The following is a 19,214-nucleotide window of genomic DNA, read 5'->3' on the forward strand; positions in this document are numbered from 1 at the left end:
GCTCACCCGAAGTCCGGTGCGAGGAGTTCGGTGATCCGTCGGGAGGCGCGGCGGGCCTCGGTCGCGGGGTCCGCTCCGCCGAGCACCTTGGTCATGTAGCCCTTGATCGGGTTGTCGGCCTCGACGGCCGGCCAGTCCGGGGAGTGGGGCGTCGCCCGCCCTCGCGCGGCACCCGCCGCCATCGCGGCGACCCCCTCCTCCCCGGCCACGGCGCCCGCCAGCGTGGTCTTGTTGGGCACGTAGTTCATGGTGCGGGCCAGCTCGGTGTCCCACTTGGCGCCGGCCAGCGCGCCGACGACGGCGGTCGCGTCGTAGGGCCGGTCGGTGTTCTGCGGTACGACGAGGTCGGAGCCGCCGGTGAAGACGGCGCCGGGGTGGGCCGCGGTGAGACCCGGCACCGGGAAGTAGCCGATCTCGTCCTTGAGTTCGGGGTTCTCCTGCACGATGGACTGGGCCAGGCCGGGCACGGCGATGATCTGCGCGACCTGTCCGCCCGCGAACACCTGTGCCTGGGGCGGGTGTTCCTCGTCGGCGTCGACGGGCCCCTTGCCGAGGGCCTGGAGTTGCCGGTAGAAGTCCATCCCGCGCAGCGCGGCCGGGCTGTCGAGGGTGCCCTTCCAGCCGGCGTCCGTCTCCTCGGCGAGGTCGCCGCCCTCGTCCCAGACGAACCCGGAGAGGGTGTACCAGTCCTGTCCGGCGAGGTAGATCCCTTGGTTCCCGCCGGAGTTGAGCTTGCCGGTGTCGGCCAGCCACTCCTCGCGGGTCTTCGGCGGGGAGGTGATCCCGGCCTTCCTGAACAGGTCCTTGCGGTAGATGACGACCCGGTTGGCGGCGTACCAGGGGATGCCGTACTGGCGGGAGTCGTCCCGGCCGGGCTCGGCGAGGCCGGGCAGCCAGTGCTCCTTGCCCCAGTCGCGCATCGACTCCAGGGTGAGGTCGGTGAGGCGGCCGCCCTCGACGTACTGCGGGACCTGGGTGTTGCCGACCTCGATGACGTCGGGCGCGTCGGCGGAGTCGCTCTTCAGGGCCGTCTGCACCTTGTCCACGATGCCGGTCCACTCCTGGATGCGGATGTCCAGGCGGATGTCCTTGTGGGTGCGCTCGAAGTCCGCGGTGAAGCGGCGCAGGAAGTCCGCGGAGGCGCTGTTGCGCATCAGCCACACCGTCACCGTGTGCCGGTCGCCGCCTTGGCCCGGCAGGACTCCACAGGCGCTCAGCAGGGCGGCGGACACACAGACGAGGGCGAGCGGGCGGCGATGTCTCACGAGGGGGTCCTGTTCTGTCTGGCGGACAGCCGAAGAGGCCCGACGTGGGGGAACGAGCACCAGGGGCTCGTGCGGGTGTAGGGGATTTTGGTATGGACCAATACGGAGGGTCAAGGGCTGTCGGCATTTCGGAACCGACGCCTCGCGCTCCGCTTCCGGATACGGCACGGTGGAGTGACGACGAGAGGAGCTCCCCCGATGGCGAATCACACCTACCGCGTCACCGAGATCGTCGGCACCTCGCACGAGGGCATCGACCAGGCCATCCGCAACGGTGTCGCACGCGCCAACCAGACCCTGCGCAACCTGGACTGGTTCGAGGTGACGCAGGTCAGGGGCCAGATCGAGAACGGGCAGATCGAGCACTACCAGGTCGGCCTGAAGGTGGGCTTCCGCATCGACGACGAAGGCTGAGACGAGGGCCGACGGTCCTGCCGTCAGGTCCGTCCCTCCCCCTCCTGGGCCTGCTCCAGGGCCGCCGAGCGCTCGGCCCAGCGGGCCCGCACGACGGTGAACCCGGCCCGTTCGGCGGCGTCGCACACCAGCTCGTCGTCGTCGGCCAGGAAGCGGACCTGACGTCCTTCCGCGAGCCGCCGCAGGATCTCCAGCTTGGTGTGCCGGGCGGGCCTGCGGTCGGCGTTGCGCCGCATGTGCACCCGTCCCTCGGGCAGCCCGTGGGCGGCGAGCCAGTCCAGCGTGTCGCGCCGGCAGCGCTCGGGCCGCCCGGTGAGATAGACGATCTCGCACTCCTCGGCGGTCGCCACGGCCAGCGCGATCCCCTCGGCGATCGGCGGATCGTGCGGCGCCGCCGCGAAGAACGCGTCCCAGTCCCTCGGCTTGCGCTCCAGGAACCGCTGCCGGTGCGCGGTGTCCGCGAGCGTGTTGTCGATGTCGAACACGGCGATCGGACGCTTGCTGCTCTCTGTCACGCGGCAACCCTAGAGCGGCAGCCCCGGAACAGGCGGCGGCCGCGTGTGACGGCGGGAATCCTGGGGCCGCCCGGCTGTTGAACCCCTTGTGAACGCAACCATCGCCCGGACCCGGTTCTCCGTCCTCGACCGCTCGCGCACCCGGGAGGGGCATGCGCCGGGCGAGGCGCTGCGGGACACCGTGGCGCTGGCGCGGGAGGTGGAGGCGCTCGGGTACCACCGCTTCTGGTTGTCGGAGCACCACGGGGTGCCCGGCGTCGCCGGTTCCGCGCCGACCGTGCTGGCCGCCGCCGTGGCCGCCGCCACCCGGAGCATCCGGGTCGGGACGGGCGGGGTCATGCTGCCCAACCACCGGCCGCTGGTCGTGGCCGAGCAGTTCGGGGTGCTGGAGTCCCTGTATCCGGGGCGGATCGACATGGGGCTCGGCCGGTCGGTGGGCTTCACCGACGGCGTGCGCAGGGCCCTGGGACGGGACAAGGACGACGCCGAGGACTTCGCGGCGCAGCTCGGCGAGCTGCTGGGCTGGTTCGAGGGCACCTCGCCGACGGGGGTGCGGGCCCGCCCGGCGGAGGGGCTGGGTGTGCCGCCGTTCGTGCTGGCGATGGGTGAGGGCGCGGACATCGCGGCCCGCGCCGGGCTGCCGATGGTCATCGGCGACCTGCGCAACCGCGAGAAGATGCGGCGCGGCATCGACCACTACCGCGACCGGTTCCGCCCCTCCCCCTGGGCCGCCGAACCGTACGTCGTGATCTCCGGGACGATCGCCGTCGCCGACACCCCGGAGGCGGCGCGCCGGCTGCTCGTCCCGGAGGCCTGGTCGATGGCGTACTCCCGCACCCACGGCACGTTCCCGCCGCTGCCCCCGGCCGAGGCCGTCGAGGCCCGGACGATGACCGCGAAGGAACGCGGCTTCTACGAGTCCGGGCTCACCGGACACCTCGCCGGCACCGAGGACCAGGTGGCCCACGAACTGGAGACGGTCCTGAAGGAGACCGCCGCCGACGAGGTGCTGGTCACCACGAGCACGTACGACCGCACGGCCCTGCTGGACTCGTACCGGCGGCTGGCCGGGATCGTGACCTCCTGATCAGACCGGTCGGACCGGTCAGACCGGTCAGACCGTGGCCGGCTTGTCGGACCTGATCACGATCTCGCCGTTCGCCGCGTCCACCACCGCCCGCTCGCCTGCCACCAGCTGGCCGGAGAGGAGCAGGTCGGCGAGGCGGTCGTCGACCTCGCGCTGGATGGTGCGGCGCAGGGGGCGGGCGCCGAAGTCGGGCTCGTGGCCGAGGTTGGCGAGCAGCTCCGCGGCCGTGTCGGTGACTTCGAGGCTGACGTCCTGGGCGTGCAGGCGGCGCCGGGTGTGCTCCAGCAACAGGTCGACGATCTCACGCAGTTGGGTGCGGTCCAGGCCGCGGAAGACGATGATCTCGTCGATGCGGTTGAGGAACTCCGGCCGGAAGTGCTGCTGGAGGGCCGGCATGACCGCCTCGCGGACCTTGGTGTAGTCCTCGGTGCCGGCGGCCAGGATGCGGTCGGCACCGATGTTCGACGTCATGATGACGACGGTGTTCTTGAAGTCGACGGTACGGCCCTGGGCGTCGGTGAGGCGGCCGTCGTCCAGCAGCTGGAGCAGGGTGTTGAAGACGTCCGGGTGCGCCTTCTCCACCTCGTCGAGGAGCAGCACGGCGTACGGCTGCCTGCGCACCGCCTCGGTGAGCTGGCCGGCCTCCTCGTGGCCGACGTATCCGGGCGGGGCGCCGACCAGCCGGGAGACCGTGTGGCGCTCCTGGAACTCGCTCATGTCGAGACGGATCATCCGGGTCTCGTCCCCGAAGAGGGCGGCGGCCAGGGCGCGGGCCAGTTCGGTCTTGCCGACGCCGGTCGGGCCGAGGAAGAGGAAGCTGCCGACCGGACGGTTGGGGTCGCTCATGCCGGCGCGGGCGCGGCGGACCGCGCGGGCGACGGCGGTGATCGCCTCGTCCTGGCCGACGACCCGCTCGTGCAGGTGCTCCTCCAGCTTCATCAGCCGTTCCCGCTCCTCCTCGGTGAGCTCGGCGACCGGGATGCCGGTGGTGCGGGAGACGACCTCGGCGATGTCCTCGGCGGTGACCTTGGGCGCGTGTTCCTCGGCGGTGCCGGCCCGCGCCAGCTCGGCCTCGGTCTCCTTGATGCGGTCGCGGACCTCCTTGGCCCGCTCGTACTCCTCGTCGGCGACGGCCTGGTCCTTCTCGCGGTTCAGGGCGGCGATCCGGTCCTCGATGTCCCGGGTGTCGGTGGGCGGGGTCTTCGAGCGCAGCCGCACCCGCGCGGCCGCCTGGTCCATCAGGTCGATCGCCTTGTCGGGCAGGAACCGGGAGGTGATGTACCGGTCGGACAGCTCGGCCGCGGCCACCACCGCCTCGTCGGTGATGCGGACCTGGTGGTGGGCCTCGTAGCGGTCGCGCAGGCCGCGCAGGATCTCGATGGTGTCGTCGACGGTGGGCTCGCCGACCAGGATGGGCGCGAACCGGCGCTCCAGGGCCGCGTCCTTCTCGATGTGCTTGCGGTACTCGTCGATGGTGGTCGCGCCGATGAGGTGCAACTCGCCGCGGGCGAGGGCGGGTTTGAGGATGTTGCCGGCGTCGAGGGCGCCGTCGCCCCCGCCGCCCGCGCCCACCACGGTGTGCAACTCGTCCAGGAACAGCACCAGTCCGTCGCTGTGCTCGCGGACCTCGTCGAGGAGCTTCTTCAGGCGTTCCTCGAACTCGCCCCGGTACTTGGTGCCGGCCACCATCCCGGCCAGGTCGAGGGAGACCAGCCGCTTGCCTTCGAGGGTCCTGGGCACGTCACCGGCGACGATCCGCTGCGCGATGCCCTCCACGATGGCGGTCTTCCCGACGCCGGGGTCACCGATCAGGACCGGGTTGTTCTTGCTGCGCCGGGAGAGCACCTCGATGGTCTGTTCGACCTCCTCGTCCCGCCCGATCACCGGGTCCAGGCGCCCGGCCCGGGCGTCCTCGGTGAGATCACGGCCGTACTCGTCGACGGTCGGCGTGGTGCTGGGCTTCTTGCGCTCCGCCGCGCCCTCGGCCGGCATCCTGGTCGGCTCCCAGCCGCTGTCGCCGAGCACCCGCCCGGCCGCCGACTCCGGGTTCGCGGCGAGCGCGCGCAGCAGGTGCTCGGGGCCGATGTAGGAGGCGCCCTCGGCGCGGGAGATCTGGTAGGCGTCGAGCAGGGCGCGCTTGGCGGCCGGGGTGAGGGCGGTGGGCTCGGTCTTCTCGCCGCCGCCGTGGCCCGCGGTGAGCCGCGCGCGGAGCTGGTCGGGGTCCGCGCCCGCCTCGGTGAGCAGCCGCCGGGTGGAGTCATGGGTGGTGGCGGCGGCCAGCAGGTGCCGGGCGTCCAGTTCCTCGCTGCCCTCGAAGGCGGCGAGGTCCCGGGCCTCGGCGACCAGTTCCCGGGCCCGCTCGGACAGCAGGCTGCCGATGTCCACGCGCTGCGGGCGACGGGGCTGGGCGCCCGCACCCGCGCCGCCGAAGAAGCGGGACATCAGCTCGTCGAACTCCTCGAAGGGACTGCGTCCGAATCCGAAACCGGGAGTGCTCATGGGGCCGGGCCTTTCTGCGGACGGCTGTGCGGGCGGCGCTGCGGGGCGGCTGCGCGAGAGCCCCTGCCCAGGGCTCCGCGATCGGCGGCATTCCGCGCCTTCCAAGCTCGCACAGGCTCGCCGGGCCCGCACGGGGACGCCCGCCGAGATGCGGACGGCGCCCCGGCCGGTGACGCTGGGGGTGGAACGCAACCAGCGAGGAGGGCTGCCATGTCCATGCTGGACAAGCTCAAGGGGATGCTCAAGGGCCACGAGGACCAGGCCAAGAAGGGCGTCGAAAAGGGCGGCGACATGATCGACCAGCGGACCGGGAACAAGTACCAGTCCCAGGTCGACATGGCCCAGAAGCAGGCCGACGACTACATCGAGCGGGAGCGGAGGCAGGGCAACCCTCCGCAGTAGCGAACGTCCGCACAGTAACGAACTACCGCGCAGGAGCGAACGACCGCGCACCAGCAAACGACTGCGCCGGCCGGCCTCGCGGGGTCTGTCCCTGCCCCGCGAGCCGCCCGTCGCGGGGTGTCCGCCCGCGGCACACCCGCCCACGCCCCGGACGTCGGTGTCCGCGGGCGCGTTCCCCTGTCCTCCGGGGTCTTCAGGAACGCTTCAGGTTGCCCCGGGACCTTGGGCCCATGCACGGACACCACCCCCGCACCCCCGAAGCCGAGCGCAGCCGCCGCTGGTTCATGAACAAGGCGCTGCTCGCCGGCGGTGTCGCCGCGCTGGCGACCATGACCGGCTGCTCCAACGGCTTGTCCAACGCGTCGAGTTCACCCTCCTCCGGGGCTCCGAACGGCGGCATGCCCTCGGGCGGCCCCGGCGGAGCCGGCGGCATGGGTCCCGGCCAGACCGAGGTCAAGTACAAGGACTTCACGGGCCTCACCACGGACGGCAAGGTCGTCGACGACCTGTACTCGATCCACTCCACGGACGTCTCCACGGACAAGGTCGTCAAGGCCGCGCAGACGTTCCTGGACGGGCTCAGCGCGAAGGAGCGCACGTCCTGCACGTTCGACGTGGACGACGACGAGTGGCTGGCCTGGAGCAACGTCGACGGCTACGAGCGCAAGGGCGTCCGGATGGGTGACATCACGGACAAGAAGCGGGAGCTGGGCTTCGCGCTGCTCGGCACCGCGCTCTCCGCGAAGGGTCTCACCCAGACCCGCAACATCATGAAGCTCAACCAGTTCCTGGGCGACTACAACGGCGGCAACCGGGACACCCTGACCGAGGGCGCCTACTTCTTCACCTTCATGGGCACCCCGTCCACCACCAAGCCGTGGGGCTTCCAGTACGAGGGCCACCATGTGGCGATCAACTACTTCGTGCTCGGCGACCAGGTCGTGATGACGCCCACCTTCATGGGCTCCGAGCCGACGTCGGCCACCTACAACGGCGAGAAGATCACCCTCTTCAAGCCGGAGACCAAGGCCGGTCTGGCGCTGCTGCGCTCGCTCACCTCGGCCCAGCGCGCCAAGGTGATCGACTCCAAGGTGAGCAAGTCCGGCACCGACATGAAGGCGGGCGCCGGCTCCGACAACCTGAAGCTCGCCTACCAGGGCCTGCCCGGCTCCGAGCTCACCTCGGCCCAGCAGGACAAGCTCCTCGACCTGGTCCGGGTGTACGTCGGCTACATGGACGACGGGCACGCGGGGGTGAAGATGACCGAGGTGGAGAAGCACCTGGACCAGACGTACTTCTACTGGCTGGGCGGGACCAAGGACACCTCGGCCTTCTACTACCGGGTGCACAGCCCGGTCGTCCTCATCGAGTACGACGCCCAGTCGCCGCTCGCCTACGGGACGAAGACCGGCACCGGCGGCGGCCAGCCCTCGGGCCAGCCCACCGGTCAGACGACCGGTCAGCCCACCGGCGGTATGCCCTCCGGCGGGCCGGGCGGCGGTGGCATGGGCGGCCCCAACGGCACGCCCACCCAGCAGCACATCCACACCATCATCCGCACGCCCAACGGCGGCGACTACGGGGTGGACCTGCTCAAGCTCCACTTGGAGACCGACCACTGAGCAGCCCGCTCGGGGCTCACCAGAGCCGCGTGCGTCCAGGCGGGTTCGTGGGTCCCCGGCTGGGCGGCGCGGGCGAGGGTACGACGGTCCGCGTGGCTGCCGGCCGCTATCAGCGGCCGCACGTCCACCTCGGCCACCAGGCCGCGGGTCGTCACCACTCGCCAGAGGGAGGCCAGCAGCGTGTCCTCGCCGACATAGGCGGGCACGGTGCTGGCCGCCCCCGCTTCCAGCCGGTAGTGCAGCCGCACCGGCTGGACGGGTGCGCCGGCGTCCAGCGCGGCCTGGAACACGGCCCGCCTGAAGCGTCCCTGGGCCCGGCCGCACCAGGTGCTGCCCTCCGGGAAGGCGACCACCGCGGCCCCCTCCCGCAGTGCCCCCGCGATCCGGCCGACGGTGTCGGGCAGCGCGCGCAGCCGGTCCCGGTCGATGAACAGCGCCCCGGCCCCGGCCACCAGCGCGCCGGCCACCGGCCACTCGCGGATCTCCTTCTTGGCGAGCATCCGCGCCGGCCGTACGGCGGCCAGCAGCGGGATGTCCATCCAGGAGATGTGGTTCGCGACGAGGAGCACCCCGCCGGTGCTCGGCGCACTGCCGGTGATCCGGACCTGGACCCCGGCGGCCCGGACGAGCGTCCGGGAGAACCGCCGCACCCACTCGGCGGGGATCCGCCCGCCGAGCGGCAGCAGCGCGATGGCGACGAGCATCAGGGCCACGACCGCGGCGAACCGCAGCACGGCCCGGGGCAGGGCCGTGACGGACCCGGCGCGCTCCACACAGGCGCCCGGAGTGCAGGGCGCGCTGGGCAGCCAGACGCTCATCAGGCCGGGACGAGCGAGAGGAAGTGCCGCAGATAGCGCGCGTTGACCCGGCGCATCGACAGCAGCACGTACATGTCGGCGACCCCGAAGTCCGGGTCGTGCGCGGGCTCGCCGCACACCCAGGCGCCGAGGCGGAGGTAGCCGCGCAGCAGGGCGGGCAGCTCGGTGCGTCCCTCGGGGGCGGGTCCGGTGGGCACCCAGGGGTTGAGGGGCCGTACCCGGAACTCCTCCGGCGCGAGGTGCTTGGCCTGGACCTTGTCCCAGGTGGCGGTGGCGAGGGCACCGCCGTCGGCGAGCGGGACGGAGCAGCAGCCGGCCAGCCACTCGTGGCCGCGGTCCACCATGTACCGGGCTATGCCGGCCCAGATCAGACCGATCACGGCGCCGTCGCGGTGGGCGGGGTGCACGCAGGAGCGGCCGACCTCGACCAGGCCGGAGCGGATCCCGGCCAGCGGGCCGAGGTCGAACTCGCCCTCGGAGTACAGGCGGCCGGCGATCGTGGCGCGCTCCGGCGGCAGCAGCCGGTAGGTGCCGACGACCTCGCCGGTGAGGGCCTCGCGGATGAGGAGGTGGTCGCAGTACGCGTCGAGGGCGTCCACGTCCAGACCCGGCTCCGGCCCGTCGAGCCGGGCGCCCATCTCTCCGGCGAACACCTGGTAGCGCAGCCGCTGTGCGGCCCGGACGTCGTCCTCGTCACGGGCGAGCTGCACCAGATAGCCGGAGTCCCCGGGCGGGGCGGCGAGAGCGGGGGGTGAGGCGGGCATGGCGGTCATGGAGGTCTCCTGCGCCGAGCGGAAGCTGAGGAAATCTGCACCTGCTTTCTTCCGTGGCAGGCTGGACTCGGCGTGACGTGCGCGGGACCCGTGGATGTGGGACTGCTGAATGCCGGGGGTCGAAGGGCGCACGGTCACTGAGGGACGCGCCGGGGTAACGCTACCGTGATCCCACGGCCACCCTAAAACGCGAGACGGGGCCGGTGAGCACCACACCGACCCCGCCCGTCCGCACCTTTCGGCGAACGTCTTTCACTTGTCAGCGCCCTCGCAGGAGCGCCCCTTCAGGGGCGCGGGGCTGCATTTGATTTGCGGCTACCGCCGCGCGGGCGCGACCAGCCCCCACGGCGCCGCACCCCGCAACGGCGCTACCGCTTCCCCGCCTTCCGGGTAGCCCGCAACCACTCCCTGTTCATGCTCGTAATGGAGACCAGCGGAATCCCCTTGGGGCAAGCAGTCGCGCACTCCCCCGTCAGCGTGCAGCCACCGAACCCCTCCTCGTCCATCTGCGCCACCATGTCCAGCACCCGCGTCTCCCGCTCGGGCGCCCCCTGCGGCAGGACGTTCAGGTGATTCACCTTGGCGGAGGTGAACAGCATCGCCGCCCCGTTCGGGCAGGCGGCGACACACGCCCCGCACCCGATGCACTCCGCGTGCTCGAACGCGAAGTCGGCGTCGGGCTTCGGCACCGCCGTGGCATGCGCCTCCGGCGCGGCCCCGGTCGGCGCCGTGATGTATCCGCCGGCCTGGATGATCCGGTCGAACGCCGACCGGTCCACCACCAGGTCCTTGATCACCGGGAACGCCGACGCCCGCCACGGCTCGATGTCGATCGTGTCGCCGTCCTTGAAGGACCGCATGTGCAGCTGGCAGGTGGTGGTGCGCTCCGGCCCGTGCGCGGCCCCGTTGATCACGAGGGAACACGCGCCGCAGATGCCCTCGCGGCAGTCGTGGTCGAAGGCGACGGGGTCCTCGCCGCGCAGGATGAGTTCCTCGTTGAGGGTGTCGAGCATCTCCAGGAAGGACATGTCGGAGGAGATGCCGTCCACCTCGTACGTGGACATCGCACCGTCGGCGTCGGCGTTCCGCTGCCGCCAGACGCGCAGGGTGAGCTTCATGCGTAGCTCCGCTGGGTGGGGTGGACGTACTCGAAGACCAGGTCTTCCTTGTGCAGGACCGGGGCGTCCCCGGTGCCGGTGAACTCCCAGGCGGCCGCGTACGCGAACGCGTCGTCCTTGCGGGCGGCCTCGCCGTCCGGCGTCTGGGACTCCTCCCGGAAGTGGCCGCCGCAGGACTCGGCGCGGTGCAGCGCGTCGAGGCACATCAGCTCGGCCAGTTCCAGGTAGTCGACGATGCGGTTGGCCTTCTCCAGGGACTGGTTGAACTCCTCGCCGGTCCCCGGCACCTTGATCCGCCGCCAGAACTCCTCACGGATCTGCGGGATGCGCTCAAGTGCCTTGCGAAGCCCGGCGTCCGTGCGGGCCATCCCGCAGAACTCCCACATCAGTTCGCCGAGTTCGCGGTGGAAGGAGTCGGGGGTACGGTCGCCGTCGACGGACAGCAGCAGGTTCAGCCGGTCCTCCGTCTCGGCCAGCACCTCCTGGACCACCGGGTGTTCGACCGTGACCGCCTCCTGGTGGGGGTTGCGGGCGAGGTAGTCGTTGATGGTGGCGGGGAGCACGAAGTAGCCGTCGGCCAGGCCCTGCATCAGCGCGCTCGCGCCCAGCCGGTTGGCGCCGTGGTCGGAGAAGTTGGCCTCGCCGACCGCGAACAGGCCGGGGACGGTGGTCTGGAGGTCGTAGTCGACCCACAGCCCGCCCATCGTGTAGTGCACGGCGGGATAGATCCGCATCGGCACCTGGTACGGATCCTCGTCGGTGATCCGCTGGTACATGTCGAAGAGGTTGCCGTACTTGGCCTCGACGGCCGCCCGACCCATCCGCCTGACGGCGTCGGCGAAGTCGAGGTAGACGCCCTGCCCGCCGGGACCGACGCCCCGCCCCTCGTCGCAGACGTTCTTCGCGGCGCGGGAGGCGATGTCGCGCGGGACCAGGTTGCCGAAGGACGGGTAGATGCGCTCCAGGTAGTAGTCGCGCTCGTCCTCGGGGATCTGGTTGGCGGGCCGGGTGTCGCCCTTGGCCTTGGGCACCCAGATCCGGCCGTCGTTGCGCAGCGACTCGCTCATCAGGGTGAGCTTGGACTGGTGGTCGCCGGTGCGCGGGATGCAGGTGGGGTGGATCTGCGTGAAGCACGGGTTGGCGAAGTAGGCGCCGCGCCGGTGCGCCCGCCAGACGGCGGTGGCGTTGGAGTTCATGGCGTTCGTCGACAGGTAGAAGACGTTGCCGTAGCCGCCGCTGGCGAGGACGACGGCGTCCGCGAAGTACGTGTCGATCTTCCCGGTGATCAGGTCCCGGGCGACGATCCCGCGCGCCCGCCCGTCGACGACGATCACGTCGAGCATCTCGGTGCGCGGGTGCATCTCCACGTTCCCGGCGGCGATCTGCCGGCTCAGCGCCTGGTAGGCGCCGAGGAGCAGCTGCTGCCCGGTCTGACCGCGGGCGTAGAAGGTCCGCGACACCTGCACGCCGCCGAAGGACCGGGTGTCGAGCAGACCGCCGTACTCGCGCGCGAACGGCACGCCCTGCGCCACGCACTGGTCGATGATCTCGACGGAGATCTGCGCGAGGCGGTGGACGTTGGACTCCCGCGCCCGGAAGTCGCCGCCCTTGACGGTGTCGTAGAACAGCCGGTGGACGGAGTCGCCGTCGTTGCGGTAGTTCTTCGCCGCGTTGATCCCGCCCTGTGCGGCGATGGAGTGGGCCCGGCGGGGGGAGTCCTGGTAGCAGAACTGGACGACGTGGTACCCCTGTTCGGCGAGGGTGGCGCCGGCGGAGCCGCCGGCGAGGCCGGTGCCGACGACGATCACCGTGTGCTTGCGCCGGTTGGCCGGGTTGACCAGCTTGGCCTCGAAACGGCGCCTGTCCCAGCGTTCGTTGATCGGGCCGTCGGGGGCCTTGCCGTCGGAGACGGGTGCGCCGGTCGGGTAGTTCACGTAGTCGGTCATGTCAGCTCACCACTCCGGTCATGACGCCCACGGGTACGGCGATGAAGCCGGCCGTGAGCAGCAGCGCGAGAACGTCGGCCGTGATCTTGAGGGCGCGGTCGCGGGTGCGGCTGCCGGCGCCGAGGGTCTGGGCGGCGCTCCAGAAGCCGTGCCGGACGTGCAGGCCGAGCGCGAGCATCGCGACGATGTAGATCACGTCGCCGTACCATGTGGAGAAGGTGTCCACGACGTTCTGGTACGGGTGGCCCTCCTGGAAGCCGCCGGAGTGCACGGTGCCGGTGGTCAGGTCGAGGATGTGCCAGACGATGAAGAGGCCGAGGATGATCCCGCCCCAGCGCATCGTGCGGGTGGCGTAGGAGGCCCGCGGCTTCCTGTGCACGTACTTGCTCGGGCGTGCCCGGATGTCGCGGCGGCTGAGCTGGTACGCGGACGTGGCGTGCGCGACCACCGCGACGACCAGGACGATCCGGATGAGCCAGAGCGTCCACTCGTAGTGCATGAACGGTTCGCCGACGGTGCGCAGCCAGTGGGCGTAGTGGTTGAACTCGCCCGCCCCGAAGTAGATCTTCAGGTTCCCGATCATGTGCGCCACCAGGTAGAGCAGCATGATCAGGCCGCTGACGGCCATCACGGTCTTCTTGCCGACGGAGCTGTCCCACATCGTGCGCGCCATGGACGGCCGTCGGTCCGTCCGCGTTGCCAGAGCCATGTGCAGGACGGTAGAGCCGAACGGCCCCATCGGTCCAAGACATGGTCCGGCTTGATTCGATAGGCTGACGCTATCGTGTCACCATGCAGTTCCAGCAGCTTCAGTACTTCGTCGCCGTGGCGGAGACCCGGCACTTCACCCGGGCCGCCGAGCTGGTGCATGTCGCCCAGCCGTCGCTGTCCCAGCAGATCAGGGCGCTGGAGCGGGAGCTGGGGGCGGACCTGTTCCTGCGGGCGCGGGGCAACATCACCCTCACCGACGCGGGCGAGGCGCTGCTGCCGCTGGCCCGGCGGATCCTCGCCGACGCGGACACCGCCCGGTACGAGGTGCAGGAGCTGGTGCAGCTGCGCAGCGGCCGGGTGCGGCTGGGGGCGACGCCGAGTCTGTGCACGGGGTTGCTGCCGGACGTGCTGCGGGCGTTCCACGACCGGTATCCGGGGATCCAGCTGCTGATCGAGGAGAGCGGGTCCCATGATCTCGTACGGGAGCTGGCGCGCGGGGCGCTGGACCTGGCACTGATCGTGCTGCCGCTGCCGCCGGGATCACCTGCCCTGACCACCGTGGAGCTGCTGCGGGAGGACCTGGTGGTGGTCTCCTCGCCCGAGGCGACGGTGCCCGGGCGCGGGCGGGGTGGAGTCAAGATCTCTGATCTGGAGGGGGAGCGGCTGGTGATGTTCCGGCACGGGTACGACCTGCGGGAGCTGACCGTCGCGGCGTGTCGCTCCGCCGGGTTCGAGCCGGGGTTCGCTGTCGAGGGGGGCGAGATGGACGCGGTGCTGGGGTTTGTGCGGGCGGGGTTGGGGGTGGCCGTGGTGCCGCGGATGGTGGCGGCGCGGTCGGGGCGGGGGCTGCGGGTCACTCCGTTGGCTCGGCCGGGGTTGCACCGGACGATCGCGTTGGCGCACCGGAGTGATGTGGCGCCGCCTCGGGCTGCTCGGGAGTTGCAGAGGATGCTTTTGGAGAGGTGACGGAGCGTGATTGGGTGCGGGCCGGTGGGGGCTGGTCGCGCAGTTCCCCGCGCCCCTAAAGGGGCGCTGCATGGCTCACTCCTTCGTCGATCCCGCCAGCATCCCCGACACCAACGTTCGCTGGGAGAAGAGGAACAGGACCAGGACCGGCAGGATCGCGATGATGATCGCCAATGCCAGTTCGGGGATGGTGATGTTCAGGCCTGCGCCTGCCACGGGGTTGAAGGACGGGGTGGAGGTGAGGAGTTGGTTGAGGCCCACCTGGACCGGGAACTCGTTGCTGTTCGGGAGGACCAGGTAGGGGAGGAAGAAGTTGTTCCAGTTGCCCACGAAGCTGAAGAAGGCGACCAGGCCGATCACCGGCTTGGCCAGGGGCAGGGCGATGCGGGAGAAGAGCTGCCATTCGGTGCAGCCGTCGATACGGGCCGCCGACAGCAGGTCCCTGGGCAGGCTGCTGCCGAAGTAGATGTACACGAGGTACACGCCGAACGGGTAGAAGGAGAAGGGCAGGATCACCGACCAGACCGTGCCGATCAGGTGGAAGCGGTTGAGCTCCAGGAAGACCGGCAGGACGAGGGTGGCCTGCGGCATGATCATGGTGACCAGGGTGATCACGAGGAGCGTCTTGCGGCCTTTGAACTTCGTCAGGGCGAGGGCGTAGCCGGCCGGGACGCTGACGGCGAGGGTCAGGACGAGGGAACCGCCGGAGTAGATCGCCGAGTTCTTCAGCCAGGTGAGCATCGCGCCGTCCTGGAAGGCGAAGAGATGCCGCCAGGCCGCGCCGATCTGGCCGAACGAGCCGAAGGAGAGCGGGTTGTCGCGGACCACCTCGCCGGCCGTCTTGGAGGGGGCGAGCAGCAGCCAGATCACCGGCAGGACGAAGAACACCAGCAGGAAGGCCAGGAGGAGGGCCACGATCAGGAAGGAGAGGGCCCTCGATGCCGACGGCCTGACGCGTCGGATCGGCGCTGCCGGAGCGAGAGTTGATTGCGTCATGACTCATCCAACCTGAACAGGTTCGAGCGGGCGACGAGCAGGCCCGCGGCCAGGAGTCCCACGGCGAGCAGGACGACGGAGATGGCGGCGGCGCCGTTGAAGTCGCCCTGCTGGAAGGCGTACACGTACGCGAGCTGGTTGGGCGACCAGGTGGGACTGACCCGGCCGAGGCTGGCCGTCTGGAGCAGCTGGGGCTCGACGAACAGCTGGGTGCCGGTCGCGAACGCCATGATGGTCATGTAGACGATCCACTGCCGGATCATCGGGATCTGGATGTGCCAGGCGGTCCGCCAGGGGCCCGCCCCGTCCATCCGGGCGGCTTCGATGACCTCGTCGGGGATGTTGTTGAGCGCCCCGTACATCACCACCATCCAGCCGCCGGCGCCGGTCCAGAAGGCGATGAGCATGAGGATCAGCGGGAGGTTGGAGGGGGCGAGGACGGCCGCGAAGGTCTGCATGCCCATGCTCTTCAGCAGCCAGGACACCGGGCTGACGTCGGGATCCAGCATGAACAGCCAGACCAGGACGCTGGCCACGCCGGCCAGGGCGCCGGGGATGTAGTAGAGGAAGCGGAAGAGGGCGGAGGTGCCGGGGCGGACCCGGCTGCGCAGGATCACCGCGACCAGGACGACCAGGACCACCAGGGCGGCCAGCCACAGCAGCAGGTAGACCAGCATGTGACCGAAGGCGGGCCCGAAGCGGTAGTCCCGGACCACCTTGACGAACTGGTTCAGGCCGGTGAACTGCCCCTGGTCGTTGGTGAACGCCAGGTAGAAGGAGTACGCGGTCGGGACGATGCCGAACGCGAGCAGGAGCAGTGCGTAGGCGGCGACGAACCAGTAGCCCGCACGGCCGCGGGCCCTGCGCCGCGGCGGGGTGCCGCGGCGCAGGGCGGAGACGGCGACGTGCTCGGTCTCCAGCAGGGTCACTTGTTCTCCACCTGGTATCCGTGCGCCTTCGCCTCGTTGCTGATCTCCTTCTGCCAGGCGGGCAGCGTGTCGGTCAGGCTCTTCCCGGCGGTCAGCGCGGGCAGGACGACACTGGACCAGGCGGTGGAGTCGGAGAACTGGTGTTCGACCAGCCGGTCCACACCTCGTTCGCGGCCTGCTGGAACGCGGTGCTGACGTCATTGGCGAAGTAGCCGCTGTTGGCAGGGTTCTTGAGCCAGGCCTGCGCGGCCTTGGTGTAGGCGGGGTAAGTGGGCGCGGTCGCCTGGTTCTCGTCGGACGTGGTCAGCCAGGTGACCAGGTCCGTGGAGGCCTTGAGGTTGGCGCTGTGCGAGGACACCATCCAGACCCCGCCGCCGACGTTGCCCGTGGCCGCCTTCGACTCGCCCTCCCAGGTGAGCGGGGGTGCCGCGGCGATCTGCTTGGCCGGGGCGTTGAAGGCCGCCTTGAAGAGGTACTGGCCGTACCAGGACGGGCCGTACGCCATCAGGACCTTGTTGCCGCTCTCCTTGGCGAAGCCCTGGCTGAAGAAGCCCTTGGTGGTGACGGCCTTGGCGTCGATCAGGCCGTCCAGGAGCTTCGCCGTGCGGGTGCAGTTCTGGTCCTGCAGGTCGGTGCGCAGGGTGTCCGGCTTGACCAGGTCGAAGGCCGGGCACTGGCCGGACCAGAAGTACGACTCGTGGGAGTTGGTGTCACCGACCGAGCCGACGAGGTAGCCGGGGTGTTCCTTGGCGACCTGCTTGCCGAGCGCCTCGTACTGCTCCCAGGTGGTGGGGACCTGGTAACCCCACTTGTCCATCAGGGACTTGTTGTACCAGAGGACGACCTGCGCGATGTCGTTGGCGGAAGACGTTGCCGGTGATGGTGGTGTGCTGGGTGCCGGTGTTCAGGTTCAGGCCGACGGCGCCGAGGTGGGTGAAGGTGTTGCCGGTGAACTCGACGCCCTGCCCGTGGCTGACGTTGACGGCTCCCGGGGTCTTCTTCCAGTTCAGGCGCGTGGAGTCGAAGGTCGGGTTGTCCTCGCCGACCATCCGGAAGCCGGCCTGGCCCTCGATGAGGCCGTCGGACGAACTCGGTTCCAGCCAGGTGGAGTAGGAGAAGGTGATGCCCTGGAAGGACACGTTCGCGACGGGGTGGTCACGGGTGCCGTTCAGGTCGACCAGGTCCTGGACGACGGGCACGGTGACGTCCGCGGTCCTCATGTTCTCGCCCGGCTCGGGCATGTAGTAGACCTCGCCGGCGCTCTTGTCGAGGTACCACTCCCCCGGGCTGTCCAGCAGCTCGCGGGCGTTCTCCAGCCAGGTCGGGTTCTGGATCTCCTGCCCCTGCTGGAGGTTGGCGTTGTGCCAGCACGGCTGCTGCATCGTCATCGTGTTGCCGGAGACCGACTCGACCGGGCAGCGCATCAGCTTCCAGCCCCAGGAGCTGACGACTTCGAGGTCCGAGGGGTTCTTGTAGCCGCTGATGCTGCTGTCGGTGAAGGTGTAGCCGGTGGACGTCTTGCTGAAGCCCGAGGGGTTCTTCCCGCTGCGGGCCCGGGTCCTCAACTCGCCGTTCACGTACAGCTGGCGGGTGTCGAGGCCGGTCAACCTGGCCTTGTAGACCTTGCCGTCGGCGTCGGCCTTCGTCCAGCCGGTGACCTGCCTGCCGCCGCTGATCACCGGGTGCGCGCCGGGTGCGGCCTCGTAGACGATCCGCTGCCCGGCCCTGCCGGAGTCCTCGGCGGTGAGGGCGAAGGTGCGGCTGAGCCGGTAGGTGCCGGACAGCAGCCGGACGTGGACGTCGCCGTCGGCCTTGCTCTTGGCGTCGCGCACGTAGTCCCGTGCGTGTTCCAGGGTCCTGAAGGGGTGGTCGGCGGTGCCGCGGCCGGTGTCCTTGCCGGTCGGGGAGACGTAGACGGTGAGACCGGAGGCCTTCGGGGCCGCCTGGGCCGGGGTGACGGCCAGCGTGGCCGTCGCGAGGGCGAGGGGCAGGGCGGCTATGAGGGTTCTCGGCAGGGGCACGGCTCTGCCCCTGCGCACAGACAGAAGAGACACGGAGATCCAATCGCCTGATGGGATGAAGCATCGGAACCGGGTCGTCCGCCCGGTTCCCGGGGTGCCGGTCTGCGGTGTACGGGTGCGGGTCGTGGGTGGTTGCTCGCGCAGTTCCCCGCGCCCCTGAAGGGGCGCCAAGTGCACGCCCCTGAAAGGGGCACGGGGAACTGCGCGACCAGCCCCCACCGGCCCGCACCGTGCCGACCGGCCTACGACACCGACGTCTGCGGCGGAAGGCCGGAGTCCCCGGGACCGCTGTCCGTCGTCGGCCGCGCGGGCGCAGCCCGTTCGCCGAGGTTGAACAGCCGGTCGCGGATCTTCCGCTCGAACTGGCTCTGCGTGGTGGCGATGTGCTCCACCATCAGCTCGCTCGCGAGATCGGCCTCCCCCGCGGCGACCGCCTCTGCGATGGCGAGATGCTGCCGTGCGGCGACCTCCAGCGAGCCGGGGGCGTCGCCGTGGAAGAGCAGCACGTCGGACTGGGACGCGAGGCGCCGTACGCCGGCGACGCTCGACCGCAGGAACACGTTGTGCGAGGCCGCGCCCACCGCGTCGTGGAAGGCCTCGTCGGCCCGTGCGAAGGCGTGCGCGTCGTTCTGCTGGGCAGCCGTCAGGGAACCCTGCGCGCCCTCCCGGATGGTGCGGACCTGGATCGGGGTGGCGAGGCCCGCGGCCCGGCGGGCCGTCTCCGACTCGATCACCGTGCGGTAGTCCAGCAGCATCAGGACGTCTTCCATGCTCGTCGGCCGGAAGTGCGCCAGGTGGTCGTCCACCAGCCCGCCGGACGCCTCCGCGACGAAGATTCCGGCACCCCGGCGCACGCTCAGCCGGCCGATGGCGGCCAGCACCTTGACGGCCTCACGCGTGACGTTGCGGGACGCCCCCAGGATCTCGGCCAGACCCGCCTCCGTGGGGAGCCGGTCGCCCGGCCGCAGGTTCTGCTCGGCGATGTACTCCAGCAGCTGTTCGGCGACCAGCTCGTACCCCGGCCGGTAGGGACCGCCGGATGCCGCTGACGGATCGGCCACGGTGTACCCCCTCCTCCACGTTCGGATTAATCAGGTTCATCGGCGGTGGTCACTATGACACCCGCGTTACG

Annotated in this window: 19 protein-coding genes; 5 read left to right on the forward strand and 14 right to left on the reverse strand. The window is 70.6% G+C overall.

The window, feature by feature from the left end; genetic code table 11:
* Window positions 1-2: 2 nt before the first annotated feature.
* Entirely contained in the window at window positions 3-1,232 is a 1,230-nt protein-coding gene (locus ABZ887_RS26470; RefSeq protein WP_361294168.1) for an extracellular solute-binding protein, read from the reverse strand.
* A 231-nt stretch (window positions 1,233-1,463) separates the two neighbouring features.
* Here ABZ887_RS26470 and ABZ887_RS26475 point away from each other — a divergent pair, with 231 nt between their 5' ends.
* The gene (locus tag ABZ887_RS26475; protein WP_361293772.1) at window positions 1,464-1,679 is read left to right on the forward strand and encodes a dodecin; all 216 of its coding nucleotides are present in this window, start codon (window positions 1,464-1,466) and stop codon (window positions 1,677-1,679) included.
* A 23-nt stretch (window positions 1,680-1,702) separates the two neighbouring features.
* Here ABZ887_RS26475 and ABZ887_RS26480 read toward each other — a convergent pair whose 3' ends face one another.
* Complete coding sequence (locus ABZ887_RS26480; protein WP_361293775.1) at window positions 1,703-2,194, reverse strand: hypothetical protein; 492 nt, start codon at window positions 2,192-2,194, stop codon at window positions 1,703-1,705.
* 88 nt (window positions 2,195-2,282) lie between these two features.
* On the opposite strand from ABZ887_RS26480, the gene ABZ887_RS26485 reads away from it, so the two are divergent.
* A complete protein-coding gene (locus ABZ887_RS26485; RefSeq protein WP_361293778.1) occupies window positions 2,283-3,281 on the forward strand; it encodes an LLM class flavin-dependent oxidoreductase in 999 nt (332 codons plus the stop codon).
* A gap of 27 nt (window positions 3,282-3,308) precedes the next feature.
* On the opposite strand, the gene ABZ887_RS26490 is transcribed toward ABZ887_RS26485, so the two are convergent.
* Window positions 3,309-5,780 carry an ATP-dependent Clp protease ATP-binding subunit gene (locus tag ABZ887_RS26490; RefSeq protein WP_361293781.1) on the reverse strand — a complete coding sequence of 824 codons (2,472 nt, stop codon included), beginning with the start codon at window positions 5,778-5,780 and terminating at the stop codon, window positions 3,309-3,311.
* Between the two features lie 210 nt (window positions 5,781-5,990).
* On the opposite strand from ABZ887_RS26490, the gene ABZ887_RS26495 reads away from it, so the two are divergent.
* Both ABZ887_RS26495 and ABZ887_RS26500 read left to right on the forward strand, forming a co-directional pair.
* On the forward strand, window positions 5,991-6,182 hold the full coding sequence (locus ABZ887_RS26495) for an antitoxin (RefSeq protein ID WP_361293784.1): 192 nt from the start codon (window positions 5,991-5,993) through the stop codon (window positions 6,180-6,182).
* 230 nt (window positions 6,183-6,412) lie between these two features.
* Window positions 6,413-7,804, forward strand: coding sequence for a DUF3500 domain-containing protein (locus tag ABZ887_RS26500; protein ID WP_361293787.1), 1,392 nt, complete (start codon window positions 6,413-6,415; stop codon window positions 7,802-7,804).
* Here the strand turns inward: ABZ887_RS26500 and ABZ887_RS26505 are convergent.
* The 5 genes from ABZ887_RS26505 to ABZ887_RS26525 form a co-directional block, all read right to left on the reverse strand.
* On the reverse strand, window positions 7,759-8,622 hold the full coding sequence (locus tag ABZ887_RS26505) for a lysophospholipid acyltransferase family protein (RefSeq protein ID WP_361293790.1): 864 nt from the start codon (window positions 8,620-8,622) through the stop codon (window positions 7,759-7,761). The genes ABZ887_RS26500 and ABZ887_RS26505 overlap by 46 nt on opposite strands.
* Window positions 8,622-9,395, reverse strand: a complete 774-nt coding sequence (locus ABZ887_RS26510; protein ID WP_361293793.1) for a GNAT family N-acyltransferase — start codon at window positions 9,393-9,395, stop codon at window positions 8,622-8,624. The genes ABZ887_RS26505 and ABZ887_RS26510 overlap by 1 nt, the downstream gene beginning before the upstream one ends.
* A gap of 368 nt (window positions 9,396-9,763) precedes the next feature.
* Window positions 9,764-10,513 (reverse strand): succinate dehydrogenase/fumarate reductase iron-sulfur subunit, encoded by a 750-nt coding sequence (locus tag ABZ887_RS26515; RefSeq protein WP_361293796.1) that lies wholly within the window; start codon window positions 10,511-10,513, stop codon window positions 9,764-9,766.
* Window positions 10,510-12,459, reverse strand: coding sequence for a fumarate reductase/succinate dehydrogenase flavoprotein subunit (locus ABZ887_RS26520; protein ID WP_361293799.1), 1,950 nt, complete (start codon window positions 12,457-12,459; stop codon window positions 10,510-10,512). The genes ABZ887_RS26515 and ABZ887_RS26520 overlap by 4 nt, the downstream gene beginning before the upstream one ends.
* A gap of 1 nt (window position 12,460) precedes the next feature.
* Window positions 12,461-13,132 (reverse strand): succinate dehydrogenase, encoded by a 672-nt coding sequence (locus tag ABZ887_RS26525; RefSeq protein ID WP_361294171.1) that lies wholly within the window; start codon window positions 13,130-13,132, stop codon window positions 12,461-12,463.
* A gap of 119 nt (window positions 13,133-13,251) precedes the next feature.
* Here ABZ887_RS26525 and ABZ887_RS26530 point away from each other — a divergent pair, with 119 nt between their 5' ends.
* A complete protein-coding gene (locus tag ABZ887_RS26530) occupies window positions 13,252-14,136 on the forward strand; it encodes a LysR substrate-binding domain-containing protein (RefSeq protein WP_361293802.1) in 885 nt (294 codons plus the stop codon).
* 75 nt (window positions 14,137-14,211) lie between these two features.
* On the opposite strand, the gene ABZ887_RS26535 is transcribed toward ABZ887_RS26530, so the two are convergent.
* From ABZ887_RS26535 to ABZ887_RS26560, 6 genes are all read right to left on the reverse strand, one after another.
* The gene (locus tag ABZ887_RS26535; RefSeq protein WP_361293805.1) at window positions 14,212-15,132 is read right to left on the reverse strand and encodes a carbohydrate ABC transporter permease; all 921 of its coding nucleotides are present in this window, start codon (window positions 15,130-15,132) and stop codon (window positions 14,212-14,214) included.
* On the reverse strand, window positions 15,129-16,061 hold the full coding sequence (locus ABZ887_RS26540; RefSeq protein WP_361293808.1) for a sugar ABC transporter permease: 933 nt from the start codon (window positions 16,059-16,061) through the stop codon (window positions 15,129-15,131). The genes ABZ887_RS26535 and ABZ887_RS26540 overlap by 4 nt, the downstream gene beginning before the upstream one ends.
* The gene (locus ABZ887_RS26545) at window positions 16,058-16,222 is read right to left on the reverse strand and encodes a hypothetical protein (RefSeq protein ID WP_361293811.1); all 165 of its coding nucleotides are present in this window, start codon (window positions 16,220-16,222) and stop codon (window positions 16,058-16,060) included. The genes ABZ887_RS26540 and ABZ887_RS26545 overlap by 4 nt, the downstream gene beginning before the upstream one ends.
* Window positions 16,153-16,878, reverse strand: coding sequence for a hypothetical protein (locus ABZ887_RS26550; protein ID WP_361293814.1), 726 nt, complete (start codon window positions 16,876-16,878; stop codon window positions 16,153-16,155). The genes ABZ887_RS26545 and ABZ887_RS26550 overlap by 70 nt, the downstream gene beginning before the upstream one ends.
* On the reverse strand, window positions 16,772-18,082 hold the full coding sequence (locus ABZ887_RS26555) for a hypothetical protein (RefSeq protein WP_361293817.1): 1,311 nt from the start codon (window positions 18,080-18,082) through the stop codon (window positions 16,772-16,774). Before ABZ887_RS26555 ends, ABZ887_RS26550 begins: the two co-directional genes overlap by 107 nt.
* 242 nt (window positions 18,083-18,324) lie before the next feature.
* Window positions 18,325-19,143 carry an FCD domain-containing protein gene (locus ABZ887_RS26560; protein WP_361293820.1) on the reverse strand — a complete coding sequence of 273 codons (819 nt, stop codon included), beginning with the start codon at window positions 19,141-19,143 and terminating at the stop codon, window positions 18,325-18,327.
* Between the last annotated feature and the right edge of the window lie 71 nt (window positions 19,144-19,214).

The organism is Streptomyces sp. NPDC047061 (assembly GCF_040643955.1).
Taxonomy (GTDB): domain Bacteria; phylum Actinomycetota; class Actinomycetes; order Streptomycetales; family Streptomycetaceae; genus Streptomyces.